The following is a 26,194-nucleotide window of genomic DNA, read 5'->3' on the forward strand; positions in this document are numbered from 1 at the left end:
GACACTGCCGATCCGCACGAGGCGGACCGCTTCATTCCTTGGGTTTGACGACCAGCGTACCCTTTACGTCCTGATGAAAATCATCGAAGAAAGGATATTCGCCGGGTCGCGAAATCGTGATGACGACAAACGACTTGACGCCGGGCCCCAGCACTTTCTCCTTGCGCAGGGGAATACTCTCGAACTCGACCGGCTCTTTGCTCTCGTTGCTCAGTTCGATCTTGAATCGACCCGCCGGCACTTCCAGCCGTTGCGGTTCGAACGTCCCATCCGCCTTGAAGGTCAGCTGGAACGTGGGTAATTCATCAGCCAGCGCCGGCATGCCCGCGCTGGCCGAGGCCAGCAACAGGACCGCCGACGCCAGGAGCGATCGGCGATGTGTCATCAGTAGCCGCCCTTCTTGCCGGTGCCGGCGTAGACGAAGTCATACTCCAGCTCGAACGGTTGGAAGAACGGGCCCACGCCGGTTTCCTTGTCGATGTGGCGGCCGAAATGGTTCATGCTGTCGGCCGTCGGCGGCGCTACGTAGTACTTCAGGTGGTACTTGCCCGGGCCTTCCAGCTTGACGTTGTCGCCATAGTGCGGGCCGTCGTTGGCAACCATGGGCATCAGTTGGCCCTTGATCACGTTCTGGCTGCCCTGCTTCTGCAGCTCGAACTTCACCACCAGGTAGGGCATCCACTCGCCTTCCGGAAAACCGGTGGGATTGCCCGCGGTCGCATGGATGTCGGCTTCCAGATGGATGTCGGAATCCTTGGCGGCGCGCATCACGCCCGGGGGGTCCATTTCAATAGGCTGCAGATACACCGCGCCGATTTCCATGCCGCCCTTCTCTGCCGGCTTGCCGATCGGATATTCAGCGGCCAGCGCCGCGCTCGAAAACACAATACCGGCGGCCAGGGCCAAGGCCTGCTTCATCATGGGACTACTTCCTTCTAGTTATGCAATCGACCAAATAGACCGTCGGCTTTGCATACCGTTCCCGAACATCACCTCGAAACCACAAGAATAATGTAAACAAGAACCGTTCGCATAAGCCTAACGCACGAAGCTTACCATAGCCTTAAAAGGCGCCGCGTAAGCTGGGGGTCGAGAGCGGGGTTAAGTGACGCGTCACGAAATGGTAATACATCTCATCACGGCGAGGAAATTAGCAGAACGTTCGTCAAGAAAACATTAACGTGGCCGCAAAACAAAACGGCCGGGCGAACCCAGCCGTATTCAGCCGCCTTTCTCCAGCCGCCTTCCCAGGCGCGTCGCCTCAGCCGTACAACCCAGCCGCGCGCTCACGCCTGTAAACGGCCAGCGCTGCCGACCTCACTTGCGATTGTTCGGCGTCGTTCCCGGGAAGGGAAAGTTCGAGAACATCGAGCGGGTCTGGTCCTGCATCTTGTCCTGCATCTGCACGAACAGGTTCTTGCTCTGCTCGATGTAGCTGTTCATCATGTTCTGCATCATCGGCGTCTGCCCGTTCATGAACTGGGTCCACGCCTCGGGGCCGAACTGATTGCCGTACAGGCCCTTGGACTGCTCAGCCATGCGGTCCTGGATTTCCATGAAGGCCTGGATGTTCTTTTCCAGGTAAGACCCCATGATGCCCTGCATCGCGTTGCCGTAGAAGCGGATGATCTGCGACAGCATGTTCGACGAGAACATGGGCACACCGCCACCCTCTTCTTCCAGGATGATCTGCAGCAGGATGCTGCGCGTCAGGTCTTCGCCGCTCTTGGCGTCGATGACCTGGAAATTCTCGGAGGCCAGCACCAGCTGTTTGACATCGGCCAATGTGATGTAGGTGCTGGTCTGCGTGTCGTAAAGACGGCGATTCGGATATTTCTTGATCAGGCGAAGTGCCGCGCCTGTTTGTGTCTGCGTCATGGTTGTCCCCAGCTTGGGTCGATCGCGTTGTACTTATGAGAAAAGATTTGTCTTCCACGGTTCCGGCATGCACGCGCGGCGCCTGGCCCGGGCGGCGCGCGCGCAGCCTCTCCGCACCCTCAATGCATATGCAGGCCGCCGTTCAGCGAGAAATCGGCGCCGGTGGCGAAGCCCGATTGGTCCGAAGCCAGCCACGACACGATGGAGGCGATTTCCTCCGGCGTACCCAGGCGCCGCACCGGGATCGTGGCAACGATTTTCTCCAGCATGTCAGGGCGGATGGCGCGCACCATGTCCGTGCCGATATAGCCCGGTGAAATCGTGTTGACGGTCACGCCCTTGCTGGCCACTTCCTGCGCCAGCGCCATCGTGAAGCCGTGGATGCCGGCCTTGGCGGTGGAATAATTGGTCTGCCCGAACTGCCCTTTCTGGCCGTTGACCGAGCTGATGTTGATGATGCGGCCCCACTGGCGGTCGACCATGGGGTCCAGCACCTGCTTGGTGACGTTGAACAGGCTGTTCAGGTTGGTATCGATGACCGTGCGCCAGTCGTCCAGGGACATCTTGCGGAACAGCCCGTCGCGCGTGATGCCGGCATTGTTCACCAGCACGTCCACATGGCCGTAGTCCTGCCGTACCTTGTCGAACGCGGCCTGCGTGGAATCCCAATCCGAGACGTTGCCGACGGACGCATAAAAGGTGTGGCCCTGGGCCGCCTGCTCGTCCAGCCACTGCTGGTAATTGCGGCTGGGACCGCAACCCGCGACCACGCGAAACCCGTCCTTGGCCAGGCGCTGGCAAATCGCGGTGCCGATGCCGCCCATGCCGCCCGTCACATATGCCAATTTATCGCTCATTGAATTCTCCTGTTTGTCTCGCGGGGGTATTTCAATCCGGGAATGCGTGCCCCGGAGGTGCAGCAACGGTTTTCGAATCCTGGGCCCATGCTACATGGCCCGTACTTTGACATAGCGGCCCGGCGCCGGCTCCAGCGGCGGATAGGCCTTGCTGCCTTGCTCGGCGGGCGCCTTGATCTGGCGGCCGCTATGCGGCGCCAGCCATGCCAGCCAATCCGGCCACCAACTGCCGGCGTGTTCCGTGGCGTGCGCCAGCCACGCCATCGGATCGCCGGGGAGAAACTCATCGCCACCCGGGGTTTGGCCTGCCTTCTGGTCCACCGTCCAATAACTGCGCCGCTGCTTGGCGGGCGGATTGATGACGCCGGCGATGTGGCCCGAGGCACCCAGCACGAAGCGGCGCTGGCCGCGCAGCAGCTGCGTCGAAGCATAGGCGGCCGGCCACGGCACGATGTGGTCCTCGCGCGAGCCGTAGATATAGACGGGCATCGCCAGGCGGGTGAGATCCAGCGGCTGCCCGGCGGCGGTGCAGCGGCCGGGCACCTTCAAATTGTTTTCCAGATAGGTATTGCGGAAATACCATGCGAAAAACGGTCCCGGCAGATTGGTGCCGTCGGCGTTCCAGAACAGCAGGTCGAAGGCGGGCGGGGTCTGGCCTTTCAGGTAATTGCCCACCACGTAGTTCCACACCAATTCGTTCGGGCGCAGGAAGCTGAATGTCGTGGCCAGTTCGCGGCCCAGCATCAGCCCGCCATTGCCCAATTGCCGGTCGCGCAACAAGGCGTGGGTTTCGTCGACGAATACATCGAGTATCCCCGTATCGCGGAAGTCCAGCATGGCCGTCAGCAAGGTCAGGGCCGCCACGGGTTGCTCGCCGCGCGCCTCGGCCAAGGCCAGCGCCGATGCCAGCAGCGTGCCGCCGACGCAGAAGCCCAGGGCATTGACCTGCTCCTGGCCGCTGATCTCGCGCGCCACGGCAAGGGCGCGCAGCACGGCTTCGTCCAGGTAGTCCGACCAGGTGGCGTGGTCCGCGCCGTCTTCGTCGCCCGCTACCGGATTGCGCCAGGACACCATGAATACGGTGAAGCCGGCCTCCACCGCATGGCGCACGAAGGAATTGGCCGGCTGCAGGTCCAGGATGTAGAACTTGTTGATGTTGGGCGGAATGATGACCAGCGGCCGCGCGTGGACCTTGGCCGTGGCGGGTGCGTACTGGATCAGCTGGAACAGCTTGTTCTCGTACACGACCTGGCCCGGCGTGGTCGCCACGTTGACGCCCAGTTCGAACTGGCTTTCGTCCGTCTGCGAGATGCGGCCCTTGCGCAAGTCGCTGATCAGATTGGACATTCCCACATCCAGCGCCTTGCCGGCCGAGGCCACGATGGACTGCTGGGCCTCCGGATTGAGCGCCAGGAAGTTGGACGGCGCGATGGCGTCGATCCACTGCATCACGGAAAAACGCAAGCGCGCGCGCATGGCGTCGCTGACGTCGGCGGCGTCGACCATGCGCTGCATGGCCTTGGCGGACAACAGATAGGCGTGCGCCATCAGCAGATGCTGGGCGCTGCTGCTCCAGGCCTCACCGGCGAAACGGCGATCGCCAGGCGCGGCGAGGCGGCCCTGGCGGGCGTCGTCCATCAGGCCTTGCCAATCGCGGGCGAACTCCGCCTGGATCTGGGCCAGGACGGCTGGCGCCACGCCCACGGAACCGGGCCATGCTGCGGATGGATGGGCTGTCACCTCGACACCTTGTTATGAATGGCTTTTGCGGGGATGGTGCATTGCGGTCACTGTTACTGTCAATGCGGGAAATCTCAGGGGTATTGCGTCGCAGCGTCCGGCTGCAGCCACGCCAGCATAGCCATGCGACCGGTGGCGCCGTCGCGGCGATAGGAAAAGAAGCGCTCGCGGTCGTTATAGGTGCACAGGCCGCTGACGTGGACGTCCTGCACGCCGGCGCGGCGCAGGCGCAGGGCCGCCAGGTTGGCCAGGTCGGCCAGCCACTTGCCGGGACGGTCGGGATAGGGACGGAAAAACGTGGCGGCCTGCTCATCGCCGGCGGTGAACGCGCGCAGCACGTCTTCGCCCACCTCGAAGGCAGCGGGGCCGATGCCGGGGCCGACCCACGCGCGCCATTGGGTTGCCGCGGGATTCTTGCGGCGCAGGGCGGCCAGCACGTTTTCCAGCACCCCGCCCGACAGGCCACGCCAGCCCGCGTGCGCGGCGCCCAGCACGGTGGCGTCCTGGTCGACGATCATGACTGGCAGGCAATCCGCGGCCATCACGGCCAGCACCCGGCCGGCTTGCGCGGTGACGGCGCTGTCGACGGCAGGTTCCTCGTCGGCTTGGGCCTGGGCTTGGCCTTGGGCCTGGCCCGGGGCTTGGGCCTGGGCCTGGGATTGCGCCTGGATTTGCGTCGATCCGCGCGGCAGATCCGCGTCGATGACCTCGCTGCCATGCACCTGGCGCAGCCACAAGGGCTCGGCGGGCAGCATGGCGCGCAGCCGGCGGCGGTTCTCCGCCACGGCCTGGGGGTCGTCGCCCGCGCGCAGCCCCAGGTTCAGGGTGTCGTGCGGCGCCCGCCCCACCCCGCCGCCGCGCGTCGTACAGAAATAGCGCACACCGGGCCAGGCCGGCCCCGTGACGACCGGCAGGCCGGGCAAATCAACCAAGGGGGTTTGCTGCATGAAGCGTCTCTGAGGTAGATGCCAAGGGATGCCGTCTCATCACTGCCACTGCACGGTATCGAGGACGGCCTGCATGTCCGCCGGCGCGGGCGCCTCGAAGGCGCGCTCGCCGGCGCCGCCCGGGTCGTCGAAATGCAGGGCCCGGGCATGCAGCATCTGGCGTGCAGCGCCCGCCACGCAGCGGCCACCGTACAGGACGTCGCCCAGCAACGGATGCCCCAGGCTGGCCATATGCACGCGAATCTGGTGGGTGCGGCCGGTTTCCAGGCGACAGGTGACCAAGGTGGCCGGCGTGTCCTCGGCCAGGCCCCAGCGGCGCGGTTCGTAATGGGTGATGGCCTGCTTCGGCGCCACCGGACGTTCCACGCTCATCCGCACCGGCACGCGCGGATCGCGGCCGATTTCCCGGTCCACCGTGCCTGCCGCCGCCAGGTGCCCATGCGCCAGGGCCATATATTCCCGCCCCATGCTGCGCGCCTGCAGTTGGCGCACCAGATGGGTCTGGGCCCGTTCCGTGCGCGCCACCACCAGCAGGCCGGACGTGTCCTTGTCCAGCCGGTGCACGATGCCGGCCCGCGCCACGGACGCCAGTTCGGGATAGCGGTACAGTAGCCCGTTGAGCAATGTGCCGGTCCAGTTGCCGGCGCCGGGATGGGTCACCAGGCCGGCCGGCTTGTCCACCACGATCCAGTCCGGACTGGCCTCGACCACGCCAAAATCCACCGGTTCGGGGGTATAAGCCAGGCTTTCCGGGGCCGGTTGCTCGAAAATCGTGAGAACATCGCCCGGTCCGACGGTCTGGCGCACCTTGGCCGGAGCGCCATTGACCAGCACGTGCCCCCCCTCGATCCAGCCTTGCAGGCGGCTGCGTGAGTGCTCCGTCAAAAGGCCCGCCAAAATCTTGTCCAGGCGGTCAGAAGGGGCGTTCAGGGGCAGGCGCAGGGTCTGCGGTTCGTCGTCGGACGGGAAATCCGCAATCGCGGCTGTATCGGACATGGAGACAAATCATATAATCGACCGCAGCCATGCTAACACCAAGGAAACAACCGTCGTGATTCTCCGCGTTCCCGCCCATCCAATCCACGCCTCCCGATTCGGGTCGGTCGCGCGTACATTCTTCCTGTTGCTCTTCACCCTGGTCCTTGCCGCCTGCGGCACGACCAACTCCAAATACGACAAAACCGCCGGCTGGAGCGCCGAGCAACTGTACGCCGATGGCAAGCAGGAAATGTCGGCGGGCAATTGGAAAGATGCGCGTGAGCGTATGACGGCCGTCGAAAGCCGTTACCCCTTCGGCATCTATGCCCAACAAGCGCTGATCGATGTCGCGTACATCAACTGGAAGGACGGTGAAAACGAGCAGGCGCTCGCGGCCATCGACCGGTTCCAGCAGCTTTACCCCAATCACCCCGGCACGGATTACGTGCTGTACCTGAAGGGCCTGATCAACTTCACGCCCGCCAGCGCGTTCATGACCAGCGTCACCGGCCAGGACCCCAGCGAGCGCGACCCCAAGGGCCTGCGCGCGTCGTATGACGCCTTCTCGGAGCTGATCAAGCGCTTCCCTGACAGCAAGTACGCACCCGACGCCACGCAGCGCATGGCCTGGCTGGTCAACGCCATCGCCATGAACGAAGTGCACGTGGCACGCTACTACTACGAGCGGGGCGCCTACGTGGCCGCGGCCAACCGCGCGCAGACCGTGATCACCGATTTCGAAGGCGCTCCTGCCGTGGAAGAGGCCCTGTATGTGATGGTGCTGTCCTACGACAAGCTGAAAATGCCGGAACTCAAGAACGACGCGCAGCGCGTGCTGGACAAGAACTATCCGAACAGCAAATTCCCGTCGCAGGGTTTCACGGTCGACAAGGAATGGTGGGATCCGTGGGGCTGGTTCTGATTTCAGCCTGATCGAAGCCGCTTCGATCTGGAAGAATTCAAGGAAAAAAAATGGGCCGCGCATTGCGGCCCATTTCTTTGCCTGGAGATTTCCTGCCGAAAATTTTCTTCAGCCGGGCTTACTCCGCCGCGTCCGTCCCGCCCTTGGCCGCGCGCGCTTCCTCGCCCTTGCGGTCCAGGAAGCCCAGCGCCTCGTTCAGCTCACGCGTGCGGGCGAAGGGCGGCAGCCCGCGCCATAGCCGCTTGCCGTAGCTTTTTTCCACCAGGCGCCCATCGCCCACCATCAGCACGCCCCAATCCGACATGGTGCGGATCAGGCGCCCCGCGCCCTGCTTCAACGAGATCGCGGCTTCCGGCAACTGGTATTCAGCAAAAGGATTGCCGCCCCGTTCCCGGCATTCGCGCAAGCGCGCCTCGATCACGGGATCGTCCGGCGGCGCGAAAGGCAGCTTGTCGATGGCGACCAGCGTCAGGATGTCGCCGGGCAGGTCGATGCCTTCCCAGAAACTGGCGCTGCCCACCAGCACGGGATGCGTCAGCGTGCGAAAGCGGTCCAGCAGCTCGCGCCGCGTGCTCTCGCCCTGGCGCAGCAAGGGCCACTCCACCCCGGCACGATCGAACTCGTCTTCCAGCAGGTTGGCGAAACGCTCCACCGCGCGCAGCGTCGTGCACAGGACCAAGGCCCCGCCCGGGCTGGCATGCAGCAAGGGCATCAGCGTCTCGACGAAACGTTCGGCGTAGTTCGGCGCCTGCGGCTCGGGCAGGCCCTTGGGCACGAACAACAGCCCCTGGTTGCCGTAATCGAAAGGCGACTCCCAATGCCCCGTCGTCGCATCGCGCAAGCCCAACTGCCGGGTGAAGTGGCCGAAATCGCCGTGCACCGACAGGGTGGCCGACGTCAGGATCCAGGCTTGGCCCGGCTTGCGGAAGCGCGAAAACGCCTGCGCCACGGACAGCGGCGCCGAGTGCAGGCGCACATGGTGCAGGCCGTGTTCGACCCAACGCACGGCCGGCCCGGACCACTGCAGCCGGCCCATCGCGGGAATGGGCTTGCCGGCTGATTTGGCGGCTGCATGGGCCGCGGCTGTCGCCGCATGGGCGGCGTCGGCGCGCTCGGCCGCATTCGCCGACCGCCGGGCCGCCCCTTCCAGCAGTTCTTCAGCCAGCGCCTGCTCGGCGTTGTGGGACATCTCCACCACACCGTCCAGCGCCATCACGGAATCCTGCGACGCCGCCCAGGCCGCCAGCACCTCGGCGTCATCGGGACCGTCGTCGGCACGCGGGCCGCCGGGCCGGCCGGGGGTCGCCCACTTCTTCAGGCGGACCAGCAGATCCGCGCCCAGGCGCGCGGCCGCCATCAGGTCGGGATGCTTCTCGGCCACCTCGGTCAGGGCCTTGGTCACCGTCTTGATGGTGTTGGACAGGGCTTCCAGCGCGGCATCGAATTCATCCGCGTCGGGCATGGCTTCGAACGTGGCCTTGCGCCCAGGCATGCGCTCGACGGCCGCACAGGACAGGCGCAGCTCGCGCGCGGCGTGCTCGACCAGGCGGCCGGCGTCGCTCCAGTTGGTGGCCTCCCGCGCATAGGCCAGGCCGGCGGCCTCGGCGGCGCGGCCGAAATCCAGGAACTGATGGGTGGAAACGCTGCTGCCCAGGAAGCGGGTCGCGGTATCGGGCAACTGATGTGCTTCGTCGAAGATGACGGTATCGGCTTCGGGCAGCAGATCCGTCACGCCCTCCTCCCGCAGCACCAGATCGGCCATGAACAGCGCGTGGTTCACCACCACCACGTCGGCCTCCTGGGCCTGGCGGCGGGCCTTCACCACGAAGCAGTCGCGGATGCGCGGGCATTCCTGCCCCAGGCAGTTTTCGCGGGTCGATGTCACGCGCGACCAGATATCGGCATCTTCCGGCACCTGGGCCAGATCGGCGCGGTCACCGGTCTTGGTGATCGCCGCGAATTTCTGGATGTGGCGCAGCTGGCTGACCTCGCCGCGCGATTTCAGCGCGCGTTCATCGCCCGACAGGCGATCCAGGTGATAGTGGCAAACGTAATTGCCCCGCCCCTTCAGCAAGGCGGCGGTAATCGGCACGGCCAGCGCCGCCCGCACACGCGGCAGGTCGCGCGAGAAAAGCTGGTCTTGCAGGGTACGGGTGCCCGTGGAAACCAGCACCTTGCCGCCCCCCAGGAAGGCCGGCACCAGATAGGCCCAGGTCTTGCCGATCCCGGTGCCCGCCTCGGCCACCAGGGTGCCGCGCTCCGCGATGGCGCGTTCGATGGCCTGCGCCAGCGCCACTTGCGACTCGCGCGTGCGGTAGCCCGGCAGGGCGCGCGCCAGCGGGCCGTCGGCGGCGAAAAAATCGGTGATATCCAGGTCCAGCATAGGGGGAGCAGTAAAGAATGGCGCGACCCCGTGCAGACGGGGTCGCCAACCGCAATGATACCGTTCCACCGTGTATCTCGCGGTAAAAAGGGACAAAATCCCCCGCCGTGCGACTCAGCCGATGTTGAGCGTGTGGCACAATCCGCCTCTTGCCCACGGGGCGTCCCGGGCGGCAAGCCCGCCGGGGACGGTTTTCTTTTTCCATTTTGTCGTTGTATCGAGATGTCCGAAACTTCCGCTACCACGAGCGCCGGCCAAGCCGGCGTCGATCAGGCCCGCATCATTGCTCAGCTGGCTGAAGAACTCGGCGCGCGCGCCACGCAGATCGCCGCTGCCGTCGAATTGCTCGACGATGGCGCGACCGTGCCTTTTATCTCGCGCTACCGCAAGGAAGCCACGGGTGGCCTGGACGATACCGTCCTGCGCAATCTGGAAGTCCGCCTGGGTTACCTGCGCGAACTGGAAGAGCGCCGCATCGCCATCCTGGATTCCGTTGGCCAGCAGGGCAAGCTTACGCCCGAGCTGGAAACGGAAATCCGCGCGGCCGACACCAAGCAGCGCCTGGAAGACCTTTATGCGCCCTACAAGCCCAAGCGCCGCACGCGTGCCCAGATCGCCCGCGAAGCCGGCCTGGAGCCGCTGGCCGAAGCCATCCTGGCCGACGCCGCCTGCGATCCCGCCGAGCTGGCCGCGCAATACCTGAATGCCGAAGCCGCCATCAACGACGCCAAGGCGGCGTTGGACGGCGCACGCGACATCCTCGCCGAGCGTTATGCCGAGGATGCCAACCTGTTGGCCGACATGCGTGCCCATCTGTGGGGCACCGGCCTGCTGTACTCCAAGATGGCCGACGGCAAGGAAGCCGAAGGCGCCAACTTCCGCGACTGGTTCGATTTCAATGAGCCGCTGCGCACCCTGCCCTCGCACCGCGTGCTGGCGCTGCTGCGCGGCCGCCAGCAAGGCGTGCTGGAACTGCGCCTGGGCCTGGAAGCCGAACTGGAAGCGCAGACGCCGCATCCCTGCGTGACGCGTGTCGCCAGCCATTTGAAGCTGGGCAACAACCTGTTCGGCCTGGATGCGTCGCCGCGCAACCGCTGGCTGGGTGAAGTGTGCCGCTGGACGTGGCGCGTCAAGCTGCTCACCACGTTCGAAAGCGAACTGGTCGGCCGCCTGCGCGAGGAAGCCGAAGCCGAGGCCATCCGCGTGTTCTCGGCCAATCTGAAGGATCTGCTGCTGGCCGCGCCGGCGGGCCCCAAGAACGTGCTGGGCCTGGATCCCGGCATCCGCACCGGCTGCAAGGTGGCGGTCATCGACGCCACCGGCAAGGTGGTGGACAACGCCACGATCTATCCTTTCGAGCCGCGCCGCGACCGCGAAGGCTCGATCAAGGTACTGGCTGCCCTGGCCGCCAAGCACAAGATCGAACTGGTGGCGATCGGCAACGGTACGGCCTCGCGCGAAACCGAGAAACTGGTGGCGGACCTGTCCACGGCCTACCCCGACCTGAAGCTGACCCGCGTGGTCGTGTCCGAAGCGGGCGCTTCGGTGTATTCCGCATCGGAACTGGCCGCGCAGGAATTCCCCGACCTGGACGTCACCATCCGCGGCGCGGTCTCCATCGCGCGCCGCCTGCAGGATCCGCTGGCGGAACTGGTGAAGATCGAGCCCAAGGCCATCGGCGTGGGCCAGTACCAGCATGACGTCAACCAGCGCGAGCTGGCGCGTTCGCTGGACGCGGTCATCGAGGATTGCGTGAACGCGGTGGGCGTGGACGTCAACACCGCCTCGGCGCCGCTGCTGACGCGGGTGTCGGGCCTGAATTCCCTGCTCGCCAAGAACATCGTTTCCTGGCGCGACGAAAACGGTGCGTTCCCCTCGCGCGAAGCGCTGCGCAAGGTGCCGCGCTTTGGCGACAAGGCCTTCGAACAGGCGGCCGGCTTCCTGCGTATCCAGGGCGGTGAGAACCCGCTGGATGCATCGTCCGTGCACCCGGAAGCCTATCCCGTGGTCGAACGTATCCTGGACCGCATCAAGACCGAAGTGCGCCAGATCATGGGGCAGCGCGATGCGCTCAAGGGTGTCTCGCCGTCGGACTTCACCGACGAGCGTTTCGGCCTGCCGACCGTGCGCGACATCTTCACCGAACTGGAAAAGCCGGGCCGCGATCCGCGTCCCGAGTTCAAGACGGCGACGTTCAAGGAAGGCGTGGAAACGCTGAAGGATCTGCACGAAGGCATGATTCTCGAAGGCGTGGTGACCAACGTCGCCAACTTCGGCGCCTTCGTGGACATCGGCGTGCACCAGGATGGCCTGGTCCACATCTCGGCCCTGTCGGAGAAATTCGTCAAGGATCCGCGCGATGTGGTGCGGGTTGGACAGACCGTGCAGGTCAAGGTGCTGGAAGTCGACGTGGCGCGCAAGCGTGTGGCGCTGACCATGCGTTTGAACGACACCGCGCAACCTGCGCGCCGTACCGCCGGTGCCGAAGGCGGCGGCCGTGGGGCCGGTGCCGGCCGCCCGGGTGGCGCTGGCGGTGGGCAGGGCAACCGCGGCGGTCGCGGCGGCCAGGACAGCCGCGGCGGCAACGGTGGTGGCGCTGGCGCCGCGATGAACAGCGCGATGGCCGATGCGTTCGCGAAGCTGAAACGCTAAGGCGGACGACTGGCGCGGGGTGCTGGCAACACAGCACCGCAGCCGCGCCGACCGCACTGTTGCTAGTCGCGACGCAAAAGGGGATCTCGATAGAGATCCCCTTTTTTCCGACCCTTGGCACTTTGCCAGACCCGAGCTTGCGCAAAACTACCTTCACGCGTTCGATTTGAAGCTGTCGTCCGCGCGCATCAGGAACAGCTTCAGCGCCAGCAGGAAGCCGCCGAACATGAAGATGCCGCCGGCGACCAGGCTGGCGCCTATGGACTGGCGATACATGTCGACGACAATGAGCTGTTGCTCCGGCGCCAGGGCGGCAACCGCGCTCAGGCCGCGTTCCAGGAAGGTGCCGGCGTCGATGCCGGCGTTCAAGGTAGCGAACTGCATATTCAACACATAGGCCATGACAGCACCGGATACCGCGGTGCCCAAGGACCCGCCGAGCGAACGCACGAAAGACATCGTTGCGGTAGCAGCGCCACGCACCGACTCACTCACCGAGTTCTGCACGATTACCGTGGCGATGGACATGCCCATACCCATTCCACACCCCAGCACGCCAACCGCGAACAGAAAAGCGGGCACGCTGAATCCGAAGTGCGCGAAAACCGCCAGCAGCACCAGTCCAAGACACTCCAATCCCACCCCCAGCGGCAACATCGCGTGAATGCGCGCCGGAGTGGTGCCAAAGCGCCCACCCACCACCGAGCTGATAACCATGGTCGCTACCTGCGGCAGGACCATGGCGCCCGATTGCGTCGGTGTCTGATGCAATACCAACTGGTAATAAAGCGGCATGAAAATCAGCGATCCCATCATGGCGAAGGACATCAGGCCGGACGCCGCCACGCATATCGAATACGAGGCATTGCGAAAAAGCTTCAGGTCGATGAGCGGTTCGCGTGCCCGCCGCTCGACAAAGTACAGCATGGCAAACGCGCCGATCGCCACCACGATCAATGCCGCTCGGGCGAAATCGCTACTTGCCAGCGGAATCCCGGCTGAATTGAACAGCAGCAACAACGCCGAGGTGCCGACAGTCACCAGTGCCGCGCCCATATAGTCGATCGCATGATGGCCACGCTGCAGACCGCCGGGCAAGGAGGAAAGCACCAGAAGCAGTGCCGCGATACCCAGTGGAGGATTGATCAGGAATATCCAGCGCCAGGAAAGATGCGTCGTGATGACGCCCCCCAATATCGGTCCGGCAACACTGCTTACCGCAAAAGTCGCGGTAAACAGGCCTTGATAGCGCGCCCGGTCGCGGTTCGGCACGATGCTGGCGATGATGGTCTGCGCCAGGGTCATGAGCCCGCCCGCGCCCAGCCCCTGCAGGGCCCGCGCCAGGATCAGACCCGGCATGGAATCCGCGACGCCGCACAGTACCGAGGCCCCGACGAACAGGACGATGCTCAATGCGAACAGCGGCTTGCGGCCGTACATATCCGAGAGCTTGCCGTACAGCGGCGCGCTGACGGTCGACGTCAGCATGAAGGATGTCACCACCCAGGCCAGGTGGTTGAGGCCGCCCAACTCCGTGGTGACGACCGGCAGGGCCGTCGCAACGATGCTCTGGTCCAAAGCCCCCAGCAGCATGGCCAGCAGCAGGCCGGCAAATACCCGCTTGCGCGCAGCGGGCGGCAGAACCGTAGATGAAATGATCAGATTTCCCAGGGCGGGGTGGTATTGAAAGTTACCGGCTCCGGCAGCAGGAAGCGGGCGATGAGATCCGCGTGTTCCTGCGCCGTGATCAAGGCCACGACCTGTTCCGGCTTGGCCTTGGGGCCGCGCTGGATGGACGTGGAGAATGGCTCGCGCGATGCGGCGCCCATCAACAGCATGCCGGACTGGCCTGGCAGCGAGGGCGCCAGGCGCATGATGTCGGCGCGCACGCATTGCGCGGCAGCGTCGATGTCCAGATCGTCGGTCAGGTGGCTGAGGTCGTGCAGCGTATCCAGCAACTGCGCGCAGACGAAGTCCTCGAAGCTGCCGTAGCGCATTTCACTGTCGTCCTGGTCATGCAGGACGACGCCGCAACCGGTCCGTCCGTCGGCCAGGCGGATCAGGGCATACACGTCGCCCGCGCCGGACATGCCGAATGGCAGGAAGGCATTGCCATGCTGGCTGGACGGCACCAGCCACTCTTCACACAAGGTGCGGGCCTCGTCCAGGCCGGTCCATTCGAAATCATAGGTGCTGGCCAGGGCCGGCGGCTGGCTTTGCAGGATGGCTTGGTAGTTGTCCTGGAAATCGTCCGGATAGGCCGTCAACCCGCGCTCGATACAGTCGGCCAGGACCGGCGCGACCGGCACGCCGATTTCAGTGGCCAGTTCCCGCAAACCGGTGAGATCTTGCAAACCGCCCATGTCAGGCCGCCTGCAGGCTGGCCAACGCTGTCCGCGTCGCTTGAGCGCCGGAGTCGGACGCGTCGGCATCCAGGCCTTCCGGGCTATGCGCCACGACCGCGCCATCCATCTCGACCACGTAGCCAACTCGTTTGACGACTTCCACGCCCTCCACTACCACCGAAGTCTGGGAATCGTAATTCGCCAACACCTTGGCCCCACCGCCCTGCAGGCGCTTCACTACCGCCCCCGCTTCCTTGGGATCGGCGTAAGCCACCGACAGCAGCAATTCCACGCCTTCGGCCGACATCAGACGGAAGCGGAACTTGCCCTCCTCGTCGCGGAAGCTGACGAAACGCGCGCTCTTGGCGGCGGCCTTCTTGCCGCTACCCTTGGCAGCGGCACTGCCGCGCAAGGTCCGCAGGCCCACTGCCTCACGCACGCGCTCCATCAGCGGCGCGGCCAGCTTGCGGGCCTTGACGGCGCCCGCCAGCAAGATGTCCTCGATGTCGTCCGGCCGCGCCATCAGGGCGTCATAGCGCTCGCGCTTCTCCGCCAGCTCGCGTTCCAGGCGATCGCACAACGCCTGCTTGGCTTCGCCCCAACCCATGCCCGCCAGCAGCGCGGCACGGAATTCGGCCGATTCCTCGTGCGTCGCAAACGCGCGGAACAGCGTGAACAGGTGGCTGTCGTCGGGATTCTTGGCTTCCCCCGGCTGGCGCGAATCGGTGACGATGCGCATCACCGCCGCGCGCAGCGCCGCGGCACCGCCCTCGAAAAGCGGAATGGTGTTGTTGTAGCTCTTGGACATCTTGCGGCCGTCCAGGCCCGGCAAGGTCGCTACTTCCTCGGCGATCACCACTTCGGGCAGCACGAAATAATCGCCCTTGTACGTGTGGTTGAAACGCTGGGCGATGTCGCGTGCCATTTCCAGATGCTGGATCTGGTCGCGGCCCACCGGCACCTTGTTGGCATTGAACATCAGGATGTCCGCGGCCATCAGCACGGGGTAGGAGAACAGGCCCATGGTGACGCCGTCATCCGGCTCCACGCCTTTCTCGGTGTTCTGGTCCACCGAAGCCTTGTAGGCATGGGCGCGATTCATCAAGCCCTTGGGCGTGACGCAGGTCAGCACCCAGCTGAGTTCGGGAATCTCGGGAACGTCGGATTGGCGATAGAAGGTCACGCGTTCCGGATCCAGCCCTGCCGCCAGCCAGGTGGCGGCGATTTCCAGGCGCGAACGGGACACCCGTACCGGGTCATCCGCCTTGATCAGTGCGTGGTAATCCGCCAGGAAGTAGAACGCGTCGACCCCGGGGGAGGCACTGGCCTCGATCGCCGGGCGCAGGGCGCCTGCGTAGTTGCCGAGGTGGGGAGTACCGGTGGTGGTAATGCCGGTGAGGACGCGGGTGTTCATGGCGGCAGTTCGCGAAGGAAGCAGGAAAGCACGTAGTTTAACGTGCCTCCTTGGCCACCCCGCTTACAGCGCCACCGTATCGCGCCGGTCGGAGTCCAGGTACTCCTTGGACTGCATTTCCAGGATCCGCGACACGGTGCGGTGGAATTCGTTGGACAGCGTGCCTTCGGTATAGATCTGCTCCGGCTCCACCGCCGCCGACATGATCAGCTTGACGCGATGGTCGTAGAACACGTCGATCAGCCATGTGAAGCGGCGCGCCTCGGACGCATGGCGCGGCTCCAGCTTGGGCACGCCCGACAGGATCACGGCCTGGAAGCGGCTGGCCAGTTCCAGATAATCGTTCTGCGAACGGGGCCCGCCGCACAGCGTGTTGAAATCGAACCACACCACGCTGCCGGCCAGCGCCACGCAGCGGATCTCGCGATGCTCGATGTGCAGCACCGGATCTTCGCGCGGCCGGTCCGCCAGGCTGTCGAAGGCCGCATTCAGCGCTTCCTCGGCCGCCTGGTCCAGCGGACAGTGGTAGGACTTGACCTGTTCCAGCGTACGGCGCCGGTAATCGACACCGGCATCGACGTTGAGGATATCCATGCGGTTTTCGATCAGCTCGATGGCCGGCAGGATGCGTTCGCGATACAGGGCATCCGGATACAGCGTCTTCGGCTCATAGTTCGACGTCATCACGAAGGACACGCCGTACTCGAACAGCTTGAGCAGCAGACGGTGCAGGATCATGGCGTCGGCCACGTCCGACACGTGAAACTCGTCGAAGCAGACCAGCCGGTAGCGCTTGGAGATACGCCGCGCCACTTCATCCAGCGGATCGGCCATGCCCTTCACTTCCTGCATCTCGCGATGCACGCTGCGCATGAACTCATGGAAGTGCACGCGCGTCTTGCGCACCACCGGCACGGTGGCGTAGAAGGCATCCATCAGGAAGCTCTTGCCGCGCCCCACCCCGCCCCACAGGTACACGCCGCGCGGCACGTCGGGGCGGTTGAGCAGCTTCTTCAGCTTGCTGGACCGCATGGCCTTGAAGGACACCCAGTCGTCGTAATACTTCTGCAGCCGGTCGACCGCCCGTCGCTGGGCATCGTCGGGCTGGAAGCCGCGTTCGGACAGGGCCTGCTGGTAGTACTCGCGTACGTTCATGGAGTTCATGGGCGGCAGAGCAGCCCGGCGTCACAAAAGAAAAGGGAGCGAGCCATGACAACCCGCCCCCCGGATCACGTCGATCAGGATCAGAAGTTCAACGTGCGCTTGTCGACCGCCAGCGCGGCTTCCTTGACGGCTTCGGACAACGTCGGGTGCGCATGGCAGATGCGCGCGATGTCCTCGGCGGCGCCGCGGAATTCCATGATGGTCACGGCTTCGGAAATCAGTTCCGAGGCCATCGGGCCGATGATGTGCACGCCCAGGACCTCATCGGTCTTGGCATCGGCGATCACCTTGGCGAAGCCCGTGGTGTCGCCCAGGGCGCGCGCACGGCCGTTGGCCAGGAAGGGGAAGCTGCCGGCCTTGTACTCGCGGCCTTCGGCCTTGAGCTGCTGTTCGGTCTTGCCCACCCAGGCGATCTCGGGCGAGGTGTAGATGACCCACGGCACGGTGGCGAAGTTGACGTGGCCATGCTGGCCGGCGATACGCTCGGCCACCGCCACGCCTTCTTCCTCGGCCTTGTGCGCCAGCATGGGGCCGCGCACCACGTCACCGATGGCCCAGACGTTGGGCAGATTGGTCTTGCACTCGTCGTCCACGGCCACGAAGCCGCGCTCGTCCAGCTTCAGGCCCACCGTGTCGGCCTTCAGGCCGTCGGTGTAAGGTACACGGCCGATCGAGACGATCAGCTTGTCCACGGCCAGCTTCTGCTCGACGCCCTTGGCATCGGTGTACGTCAGGTTCACGCCCTTGGCGCCAGCCTTGGTCTCGGTGATCTTGACGCCGGTCTGGATGTTCAGGCCTTGCTTGGTGAAGACCTTCAGCGCTTCCTTGGCAACCTGGCCGTCAGCGGCCATGAGGAACTCGGGCAAGGCTTCCAGCACGGTCACTTCGGCGCCCAGGCGGCGCCACACGCTGCCCATTTCCAGGCCGATCACGCCAGCGCCGATCACGCCCAGCTTCTTCGGCGTGGCGCCGATGGCCAGCGCGCCGTCGTTGGACAGCACGTTCTTTTCGTCGAAGGGCAGGCCCGGCAGCGCGCGCGGTGCCGAACCGGTGGCCACGATGATGTGCGTGCCGACCAGGTCTTCCGTCGTCGGACCGGTCACCTTGATGGCATAGCCGCCATCGGCCTTGCCGGCGAACTCGCCCTTGCCGTGGAAGAAGGAAATCTTGTTCTTCTTGAACAGGTACAGGATGCCGTCGTTGTTCTGCTTGACCACGCTGTTCTTGCGGCCAATCATCGTTCCCACGTTGACGGTGGCGCCCTTGGCTTCGATGCCGTGTTCAGCGAAGTGATGGTTCAGCTGTTCGAAGTGTTCGGACGATTGCAGCAGCGCCTTGGAGGGGATGCAACCCACGTTGGTGCACGTACCGCCGGGGGCGGGGCCGCCCTTCTCGTTCGACCAGGCGTCGATGCACGCCACCGACTTGCCCAGCTGGGCCGCGCGGATGGCGGCGATGTAGCCGCCAGGGCCCGCGCCGATGACGATGACGTCGAATTGTTTGGACATGGTGTTCTCGCTAGAGGGGGCGGACGGCGGAAGAAACACGCGCCCCGCCCGGGTGAAAGGAGGCGCCGGTGTAACCGGCTGGCCGGTACGTTTGCCAAGGCCTGGAACCCATGTCCCAGGCGCGCGCGGCAAGCGCGTACCGGCCGACAGCCGCTTGCCGATGCAAGCGGCCGTCGGCGGCGCTGCTTAGATTTCCAGCAGCAGGCGCTGCGGATCTTCCAGGGCTTCCTTCATGGCGACCAGGCCCAGCACGGCTTCGCGGCCGTCGATGATGCGGTGGTCGTAGGACATGGCCAGGTAGTTGATCGGACGGATCACGATCTGGCCGTTCTCCACCACCGGACGTTCCTTGGTGGCATGGATGCCCAGGATGGCGGCTTGCGGCGGGTTGATGATCGGGGTCGACAGCATCGAACCGAACACACCGCCGTTGGAGATGGAGAACGTACCGCCGGTCATCTCTTCGATGCCCAGCTTGCCGTCGGCGGCGCGGCGGCCGAAGTCGGCAATGGCCTTCTCGATGTCGGCGATCGACAGTTGGTCAGCGTTACGCAGGATCGGCACCACCAGGCCGCGCGGGCTGCCCACGGCGATGCCGATGTCGAAGTAGCCGTGGTAGATCACGTCCTTGCCATCGACCGAAGCGTTCAGGATCGGGTACTTCTTCAGCGCGGCCACGGCGGCCTTGACGAAGAACGACATGAAGCCCAGCTTCACGCCGTGTTCCTTCTCGAACTTTTCCTTGTACTGGTTGCGCAGGTCGATGACCGCCTTCATGTTGACTTCGTTGAACGTCGTCAGGATGGCGTTTTCCGACTGCGATTGCAGCAGGCGTTCGGCGATACGGGCACGCAGGCGGCTCATCGGCACGCGCTGTTCCGGACGGCCGTCCAGGGACAGCGTCGGGGGGGCGACAGGGGCGGCGGCAGGCTTGGCTGCACCACCAGCCTTGGCTTCCAGCGCATCACCCTTGGTGATACGGCCATCGCGGCCCGAACCGGCCACGTCACCGGCGGCGACGCCCTTCTCGGCCAGGATCTTGGCGGCGGCGGGCGAAGCGACCGACGACGACGAGGACGAAGCGGCAGCCGGGGCAGCAGCCGGCGCGGCGGCAACGGCGGCGGCAGCCTTGGGCGCTTCGGCGGCGGGCGCGGTGGCCGGGGCAGCAGCGGCCTTGGCGGCGGTGTCGATGCGGGCGATCACTTGGCCCGAGGTCACGGTGGCGCCGTCGGCTTCGACGATCTCGGCCAGCACGCCGCTGGCGGGAGCCGGCACTTCCAGCACGACCTTGTCGGTTTCCACTTCGATCAGGATCTCATCCGCTTCGACGGCAGCGCCAGGCTGCTTCTTCCAGGTCAGCAGGGACGCTTCCGAAACCGATTCGGACAGCTGGGGGACGACAACTTCAGTAATAGCCATTTTTATGAATCCGTATAGTGAATGTTCGTGACGCGGGGCGCCCGCGGGCGCCCCTTACGCTTATCCAGCGCTTACTTGGTCAGCATGAAACCCTTGTACTTCGGGGCCAGCGCCTGTTCAACCAGCGCCTTCTGCTGTTCCTGGTGCTTGGCCATGTAGCCCACCGCGGGCGAAGCCGAGGCGGCTCGGCCGGCGTACGCCAGCTTTTGCCCTTCACTCATGTTTTCGTACAGATGGTGCTGCACGTAGAACCACGGGCCCTGGTTCTGCGGTTCGTCCTGCACCCAGATCACTTCCGTGGCCTTGGGGTACTTGCGCAGTTCGGTTTCGAAAGCCTTGTGGGCAAACGGATAGAGCTGCTCGACACGGATGATCGCGACGTTGTCCAGCTCGCGTTCCTTGCGGCCGTTGACCAGGTCGTAATACACCTTGCCCGAGCAAGCCAGCACGCGCTTGACCGAACCGGGCTTGATCGAATCGTCCAACTCGCCGATCACAGGCTTGAAGCTGGCCCCCGCCAGTTCGGTCAGGGGCGAACCGGCATCCTTGTTACGCAGCAGCGACTTCGGCGTCAGGATGACCAGCGGCTTGCGGAACGGGCGGATCATCTGGCGACGCAGCAGGTGGAAGATCTGCGCGGCGGTGGTGGGTTGCACCACTTGCATGTTGTTGTCCGCGCACAGCTGCAGGAAGCGTTCGATACGTGCCGACGAGTGCTCCGGACCCTGGCCTTCGTAGCCGTGCGGCAGCATCAGGGTCAGGCCCGACTGGCGGCCCCACTTGGCTTCACCGGCGCTGATGAACTGGTCGATCACGACCTGGGCGCCGTTGACGAAGTCACCGAACTGCCCTTCCCAGATGGTCAGCGTGTTCGGTTCGGCACTGGAGTAACCGTATTCGAACCCCAGCACGGCTTCTTCGGACAGCACCGAGTCGATCACGACGAAAGGCGCCTGGCCTTCCGACACGTTCTGCAGGGGAATGTACGTACCGTCGTCCCAACGCTCGCGGTTCTGGTCGTGCAGCACCGCGTGGCGGTGGGTGAACGTGCCGCGGCCCGAGTCCTGGCCGGTGATGCGGATGGCATAGCCGGACGCCACCAGGGTGGCGAAGGCCAGATGCTCGCCCATGCCCCAGTCCAGGTTCAGGTTGCCCTGCGCCATGGAGCGGCGGTCGTTCAGCAGCTTGGCGACCAGCGGGTGCGGCGTGAAGCCTTCGGGAACGGTGGTGATCTTCTCGCCGATACGCTTGAGTTCGGCCAGCGGCACCGCGGTGTCGGCCTGGTCGGTCCACTTGGCGCCCATGAAGGGCGACCAGTCGATGGCGTACTTGCTCTTGTAGTCGGTCAGCACCGGTTCGATGGTGCGATGGCCGTCTTCCATCAGCTGGCGGTAGTCCTTCACCAGCTGTTCGGCATCGCCCTCGGCCAGCACGCCCTGGGCCAGCAGCTTGTCGGCGTAGACCTTGCGGGTGCCGGGGTGATGGCCGATGCGCTTGTACATCAGGGGCTGCGTCAGCGAGGGGGTGTCCTGCTCGTTGTGACCCAGCTTGCGGAAGCAAACGATGTCGACCACGACGTCATGCTTGAACTGGGCGCGGTAGTCCAGCGCCAGGCGGGTGACGAACACCACGGCCTCGGGATCGTCGCCGTTGACGTGGAACACCGGCGCTTCGATCATCTTGACGACGTCGGTGCAATACAGCGTCGAACGCGAATCGCGCGGGTCGGACGTGGTGAAGCCGATCTGGTTGTTGATGACCAGGTGCATGGTGCCGCCCGTGCCGTAGCCGCGGGTCTGCGCCAGGTTCAGCGTTTCCATGACCACGCCCTGGCCGGCGAAGGCGGCGTCGCCGTGCACCAGCACCGGCAGGACCTGCTTGCCTTCATGATCGCCACGGCGTTCCTGGCGGGCGCGCACGCTGCCTTCGACGACGGGGTTGACGATTTCCAGGTGGGACGGGTTGAACGCGAGCGACAGGTGCACCGGACCGCCACGGGTCGACAGGTCGCTGGAGAAGCCGTTGTGGTACTTCACGTCGCCATCGGACAGGCCTTCGGCGTGCTTGCCTTCGAATTCAGCAAACAGGTCGCCGGGCATCTTGCCCATGATGTTGACCAGCATGTTCAGGCGGCCGCGGTGGGCCATGCCCACGACGATTTCCTGCACGCCGTTTTCGCCGGCGTGGTTGACCACTTCGTCCATGCAGGCGATGAAGCTTTCACCGCCCTCCAGCGAAAAGCGCTTCTGACCCACGTATTTCGTGTGCAAGAAGCGCTCGAGACCTTCGGATTCGGTCAGCTGCTGCAGGATATGGCGCTTATGCTCCGGCGTCACGGCCGGCGCGCTCAGCGTCGATTCCAGGCGTTCCTGGATCCAGCGTTTCTGCACGGGATCGGACACATGGGAGAATTCGGCGCCGATCGTACGGCAGTACGTATCGCGCAATGCCTTCAGGATGTCGCGCAGCGTCATCGTGCTGGCGGTCGTGAAGTAGGTATTCGTGGCGGAGTAGACCTGGTCCAGGTCGGCTTCCGTCAAGCCGTAGAAGGCCGGATCGAGCTCGGGGATGGCCGGGCGTTCCTGGCGCTTGAGCGGATCGAGGTCGGCGTAGCGCGAGCCCAGCGTGCGGTAGGCGCCGATCAGCGACTGTACCGACACTTGCTTGGACGCCATCGACAGATCCGGTTCCTGGCCGCGGTGCACGAAGGCATTGGCCTTGGCGCGCTGGGCGAAGGATTCGATGATCGGCGCATGGGCGCGGTCGCGAGTGGTTTCCTGTCCATCCGTCGCGGGCTGGTGTTGCAACTGATCGAAATAGCTACGCCAGTTGTCCGATACCGCCGCCGGATTGTCGAGGTAGGCTTCATAGAGCTCCTCGACGTAGGGAGCATTGCTCCCGAACAGATAAGAATTAAGTCTGGATTCGTTCTCAGTCGACATGTGTTGCTTCACCTTACCGGGTGCTTCACCCGTGCGATGCAGGAAAACCTTCCGCGACACGGCTTCACCGATTAGCGGATAGCGGGGCAGAAGGCACGTACAAGCCTCAATAGCCTATTCGGCGGAGTATAGCGCTTTGGCAAAAGAAAGACCGGCGGGTTCCCGAAACGGGATCTTTAAATTTACATGACGAGACTTGATGCTGCGGTGCATACAACACTGGATCCGATTTCAGGGGGTATTCAGTAGCCGGCGTCCGTACCCGCACGACACCAGCACGAACACCGCCAGGCCCGCCACATAGCCGCAGGCCGCCGCCACCAGGAAACCGAACACCACCGCGAAGGCCAGGGCGCAGGCCACCAGCACGGCCGGAATGGACGAAGAAAAAGTCAGCCCCACCCTGTTGCCAGCTGATCACCCCGAACACCCTGCTTTGCGGCACCGCAACATGCAACGAATGCTGTTTCGCATTGCGTGCGATGTGACCGGTGACAGCAATAAGCGCTATTCTTGCCGTCTTCCGAATTCCGAATCCTGATTCCGATCACGGCTTTGCCGCCCCACTTTTCGCATCGTTAAAGGCAGTATGCAATGGATGACAACCTGACCAAATTGGCGTTGGACTATCACCAATATCCGACGCCCGGCAAGATTTCGGTCACGCCGACCAAGACCCTGGCCACGCAGGACGACCTGTCCCTGGCCTATTCGCCCGGCGTGGCCGCGGCCTGCATGGCCATTCATGCGGAAGGCGACGATGCCGCTTCCAAATACACCTCGCGCGGCAACCTGGTGGGCGTGATCACCAACGGCACCGCGGTGCTGGGCCTGGGCAACATCGGCCCGCTGGCCGCCAAGCCGGTGATGGAAGGCAAGGGCTGCCTGTTCAAGAAATTCGCCGGCATCGACGTGTTCGACATCGAACTGGCCGAGACCGATCCGGACAAGCTGGTCGACATCATCGCGGCGCTGGAGCCCACGCTGGGCGGCGTCAACCTGGAAGACATCAAGGCGCCCGAGTGCTTCTACATCGAGAAGAAGCTGCGCGAACGCATGAAGATTCCGGTCTTCCATGACGACCAGCACGGCACCGCCATCATTTCCTCGGCCGCCATCCTGAACGGCCTGAAAGTGGTCGACAAGCGCATCGAAGACGTCAAGCTGGTGTGCTCGGGCGCCGGCGCCGCCGCCATCGCCTGCCTGGACCTGCTGGTGCACCTGGGCGTCCAACTGAAGAACATCTACGTCACGGACTCGCGTGGCGTGATCTGGGTTGGCCGTGAAGAAAACATGGAGCCCAACAAGCTGCGCTATGCGCAGAAGACCGACGCGCGCACCCTGGCGGACATCGTCAAGGACGCCGACGTCTTCCTGGGTTGCTCGACCGCCGGCGTGCTGACCGGCGACATGGTCAAGACCATGGCCCGCCAACCGCTGATCCTGGCCCTGGCCAATCCCGATCCGGAAATCCGCCCGGAAGTGGCCAAGGCCGCGCGCCCTGATTGCATCATCGCCACGGGCCGTTCGGACTATCCGAACCAGGTCAACAACGTGCTGTGCTTCCCCTTCATCTTCCGCGGCGCCATGGACGCCGGCGCCAGCCGCATCACGGAAGAAATGAAGCTGGCTTGCGTGAAGGCGATCGCCGAACTGGCCGAAGCCGAGCAGAACGATGAAGTGGCCCGCGCCTATCCCGGCCAGGACCTGACCTTCGGGCCGGAATACATCATTCCCAAGCCTTTCGATCCGCGCCTGATCGTGCAGATCGCGCCGGCCGTGGCCCAGGCTGCCGCCGATTCGGGCGTGGCTGCGCGTCCCATCGAGGACATGGAAGCCTATCGCCAGAAGCTGATGGGCTTTGTCTACCACTCCGGCCAACTGATGCGTCCGCTGTTCCAGCAGGCCAAGAAGGCGCCCAAGCGCGTCATCTACGCCGATGGCGAAGACGAACGCGTGCTGCGCGCGGTGCAGACCGTGGTGGACGAGAAGCTGGCCCAGCCCATTCTGATCGGCCGCCCCGCGGTGATCCAGATGCGCATCGAAAAGGCTGGCTTGCGCCTGAGCGCCGGCTCGGATTTCCAGATCGTCGATCCGGAAGACGACGAGCGTTTCAACGAGACCTGGAATGCCTTCTATCAGCTGCGCGCCCGCCACGGCGTGACGCCGACCATCGCCAAGGCGATGGTGCGCAAGCACAACACGCTGATCGGCGCCATGTTGCTGCGTCGTGGTGACGGCGATGCGTTGCTGTGCGGCGTGAGCAGCCGCTACGACAACCAGCTGAAATACATCGACGAGGTGATCGGCCGCAAGGAAGGCGCGTCCACGTATGCCGCGTTGAACGTGCTGATGCTGCCCGACCAGACGCTGTTCATCGCCGACACGCACGTCAACGAGAATCCGGACGCTGAACAGGTGGCGGACATCACGGTGCAGGCTGCCGACGAGATGCTGCGCTTTGGCGTGGTGCCGAAGATTGCCCTGCTGTCGCATTCGAACTTCGGTAGCCGGCCGACGGAATCGTCGAACAAGATGGCCAAGGCGCGCGAGCTGGTCGAACAGCGTGCGCCCGATCTTGAAGTGGATGGCGAGATGCATGCCGATGCTGCCTTGTCGGCCAAGATCCGTGCGGCTTCGTATCCGGACAGCAAGCTGAAGGGTCCGGCGAATCTGCTGGTCATGCCCAATCTGGACACGGGCAACATCACGTACAACATGCTGAAGATGACTGGCAGCAACGGTATCGCGATGGGCCCCATCCTGCTGGGCGCGGCGCGTCCGGTGCACATCCTGACCAACAGCGCCACCGTGCGCCGCATCGTCAACATGACGGCCCTGGCCGTAGTGGATGCGCAGCAGGAAGCGACGCAACGGCGCCGTTGATTGCTGGCGCTGATACCAGCGCGCGGTAAAGCGAAGCCCCCACCGTTGTGCGACGGTGGGGGCTTTGACTCCGGTCCAGTAAAGAACGCCTCTTCAATCAGGGGGCCATTGGGGGTCTCCCCCAAAAAAATTAAATCTCTCTCAAGTTGCTTCGGTCTT

At 64.5% G+C, this 26,194-nt stretch carries 19 protein-coding genes; 3 read left to right on the forward strand and 16 right to left on the reverse strand.

Annotation, left to right across the window (positions count from 1 at the left end):
- Positions 1–31: 31 nt before the first annotated feature.
- The 7 genes from CEY05_RS27270 to CEY05_RS27300 form a co-directional block, all read right to left on the reverse strand.
- On the reverse strand, positions 32–385 hold the full coding sequence (locus CEY05_RS27270; RefSeq protein ID WP_088600405.1) for a cupredoxin domain-containing protein: 354 nt from the start codon (positions 383–385) through the stop codon (positions 32–34).
- Complete coding sequence (locus CEY05_RS27275; protein WP_088600406.1) at positions 385–921, reverse strand: iron transporter; 537 nt, start codon at positions 919–921, stop codon at positions 385–387. Before CEY05_RS27275 ends, CEY05_RS27270 begins: the two co-directional genes overlap by 1 nt.
- 396 nt (positions 922–1,317) lie before the next feature.
- A complete protein-coding gene (gene phaR, locus CEY05_RS27280) occupies positions 1,318–1,878 on the reverse strand; it encodes a polyhydroxyalkanoate synthesis repressor PhaR (RefSeq protein WP_088600407.1) in 561 nt (186 codons plus the stop codon).
- A 119-nt stretch (positions 1,879–1,997) separates the two neighbouring features.
- Positions 1,998–2,735: an acetoacetyl-CoA reductase gene (gene phbB / locus CEY05_RS27285; protein ID WP_088600408.1), complete on the reverse strand. Its 738-nt coding sequence runs from the start codon at positions 2,733–2,735 to the stop codon at positions 1,998–2,000.
- A 90-nt stretch (positions 2,736–2,825) separates the two neighbouring features.
- Positions 2,826–4,475, reverse strand: coding sequence for a class I poly(R)-hydroxyalkanoic acid synthase (gene phaC / locus CEY05_RS27290; RefSeq protein WP_088600409.1), 1,650 nt, complete (start codon positions 4,473–4,475; stop codon positions 2,826–2,828).
- A gap of 74 nt (positions 4,476–4,549) precedes the next feature.
- Positions 4,550–5,422 (reverse strand): peptidoglycan editing factor PgeF, encoded by an 873-nt coding sequence (gene pgeF / locus CEY05_RS27295; protein ID WP_088600410.1) that lies wholly within the window; start codon positions 5,420–5,422, stop codon positions 4,550–4,552.
- 39 nt (positions 5,423–5,461) lie between these two features.
- Positions 5,462–6,418, reverse strand: a complete 957-nt coding sequence (locus CEY05_RS27300; RefSeq protein ID WP_088600411.1) for an RluA family pseudouridine synthase — start codon at positions 6,416–6,418, stop codon at positions 5,462–5,464.
- 55 nt (positions 6,419–6,473) lie between these two features.
- On the opposite strand from CEY05_RS27300, the gene CEY05_RS27305 reads away from it, so the two are divergent.
- Positions 6,474–7,322 carry an outer membrane protein assembly factor BamD gene (locus CEY05_RS27305; RefSeq protein ID WP_369825996.1) on the forward strand — a complete coding sequence of 283 codons (849 nt, stop codon included), beginning with the start codon at positions 6,474–6,476 and terminating at the stop codon, positions 7,320–7,322.
- A 118-nt stretch (positions 7,323–7,440) separates the two neighbouring features.
- Here the strand turns inward: CEY05_RS27305 and CEY05_RS31540 are convergent, their stop codons facing one another.
- Positions 7,441–9,705 carry an ATP-dependent DNA helicase gene (locus CEY05_RS31540; protein ID WP_198952923.1) on the reverse strand — a complete coding sequence of 755 codons (2,265 nt, stop codon included), beginning with the start codon at positions 9,703–9,705 and terminating at the stop codon, positions 7,441–7,443.
- A 222-nt stretch (positions 9,706–9,927) separates the two neighbouring features.
- On the opposite strand from CEY05_RS31540, the gene tex reads away from it, so the two are divergent.
- Entirely contained in the window at positions 9,928–12,357 is a 2,430-nt protein-coding gene (gene tex / locus CEY05_RS27320) for an RNA-binding transcriptional accessory protein Tex (protein ID WP_088600413.1), read from the forward strand.
- Between the two features lie 153 nt (positions 12,358–12,510).
- Here tex and CEY05_RS27325 read toward each other — a convergent pair whose 3' ends face one another.
- The 8 genes from CEY05_RS27325 to CEY05_RS31320 all read right to left on the reverse strand — a co-directional run bounded on the left by CEY05_RS27325 (position 12,511) and on the right by CEY05_RS31320 (position 23,551).
- The gene (locus tag CEY05_RS27325; protein ID WP_233161727.1) at positions 12,511–13,950 is read right to left on the reverse strand and encodes an MDR family MFS transporter; all 1,440 of its coding nucleotides are present in this window, start codon (positions 13,948–13,950) and stop codon (positions 12,511–12,513) included.
- A 65-nt stretch (positions 13,951–14,015) separates the two neighbouring features.
- Positions 14,016–14,720 (reverse strand): hypothetical protein, encoded by a 705-nt coding sequence (locus CEY05_RS31875; RefSeq protein WP_233161728.1) that lies wholly within the window; start codon positions 14,718–14,720, stop codon positions 14,016–14,018.
- Position 14,721: 1 nt separating this feature from the next.
- Complete coding sequence (locus CEY05_RS27330) at positions 14,722–16,116, reverse strand: tryptophan--tRNA ligase (RefSeq protein WP_088600415.1); 1,395 nt, start codon at positions 16,114–16,116, stop codon at positions 14,722–14,724.
- Between the two features lie 63 nt (positions 16,117–16,179).
- Complete coding sequence (gene zapE, locus CEY05_RS27335) at positions 16,180–17,271, reverse strand: cell division protein ZapE (protein ID WP_088600416.1); 1,092 nt, start codon at positions 17,269–17,271, stop codon at positions 16,180–16,182.
- 89 nt (positions 17,272–17,360) lie between these two features.
- Positions 17,361–18,788 (reverse strand): dihydrolipoyl dehydrogenase, encoded by a 1,428-nt coding sequence (gene lpdA, locus CEY05_RS27340; RefSeq protein ID WP_088600417.1) that lies wholly within the window; start codon positions 18,786–18,788, stop codon positions 17,361–17,363.
- A gap of 186 nt (positions 18,789–18,974) precedes the next feature.
- Complete coding sequence (gene odhB / locus CEY05_RS27345) at positions 18,975–20,207, reverse strand: 2-oxoglutarate dehydrogenase complex dihydrolipoyllysine-residue succinyltransferase (protein ID WP_088600418.1); 1,233 nt, start codon at positions 20,205–20,207, stop codon at positions 18,975–18,977.
- Between the two features lie 71 nt (positions 20,208–20,278).
- Positions 20,279–23,149: a 2-oxoglutarate dehydrogenase E1 component gene (locus CEY05_RS27350; protein WP_088600419.1), complete on the reverse strand. Its 2,871-nt coding sequence runs from the start codon at positions 23,147–23,149 to the stop codon at positions 20,279–20,281.
- Between the two features lie 231 nt (positions 23,150–23,380).
- Positions 23,381–23,551 (reverse strand): hypothetical protein, encoded by a 171-nt coding sequence (locus tag CEY05_RS31320; RefSeq protein WP_158219439.1) that lies wholly within the window; start codon positions 23,549–23,551, stop codon positions 23,381–23,383.
- Between the two features lie 192 nt (positions 23,552–23,743).
- Here CEY05_RS31320 and CEY05_RS27355 point away from each other — a divergent pair, with 192 nt between their 5' ends.
- Positions 23,744–26,035: an NADP-dependent malic enzyme gene (locus tag CEY05_RS27355; protein WP_088600420.1), complete on the forward strand. Its 2,292-nt coding sequence runs from the start codon at positions 23,744–23,746 to the stop codon at positions 26,033–26,035.
- Positions 26,036–26,194: the final 159 nt, after the last annotated feature.

Source organism: Achromobacter sp. HZ34, from assembly GCF_002209485.1.
Classification (GTDB): Bacteria; Pseudomonadota; Gammaproteobacteria; order Burkholderiales; family Burkholderiaceae_B; genus Bordetella_C.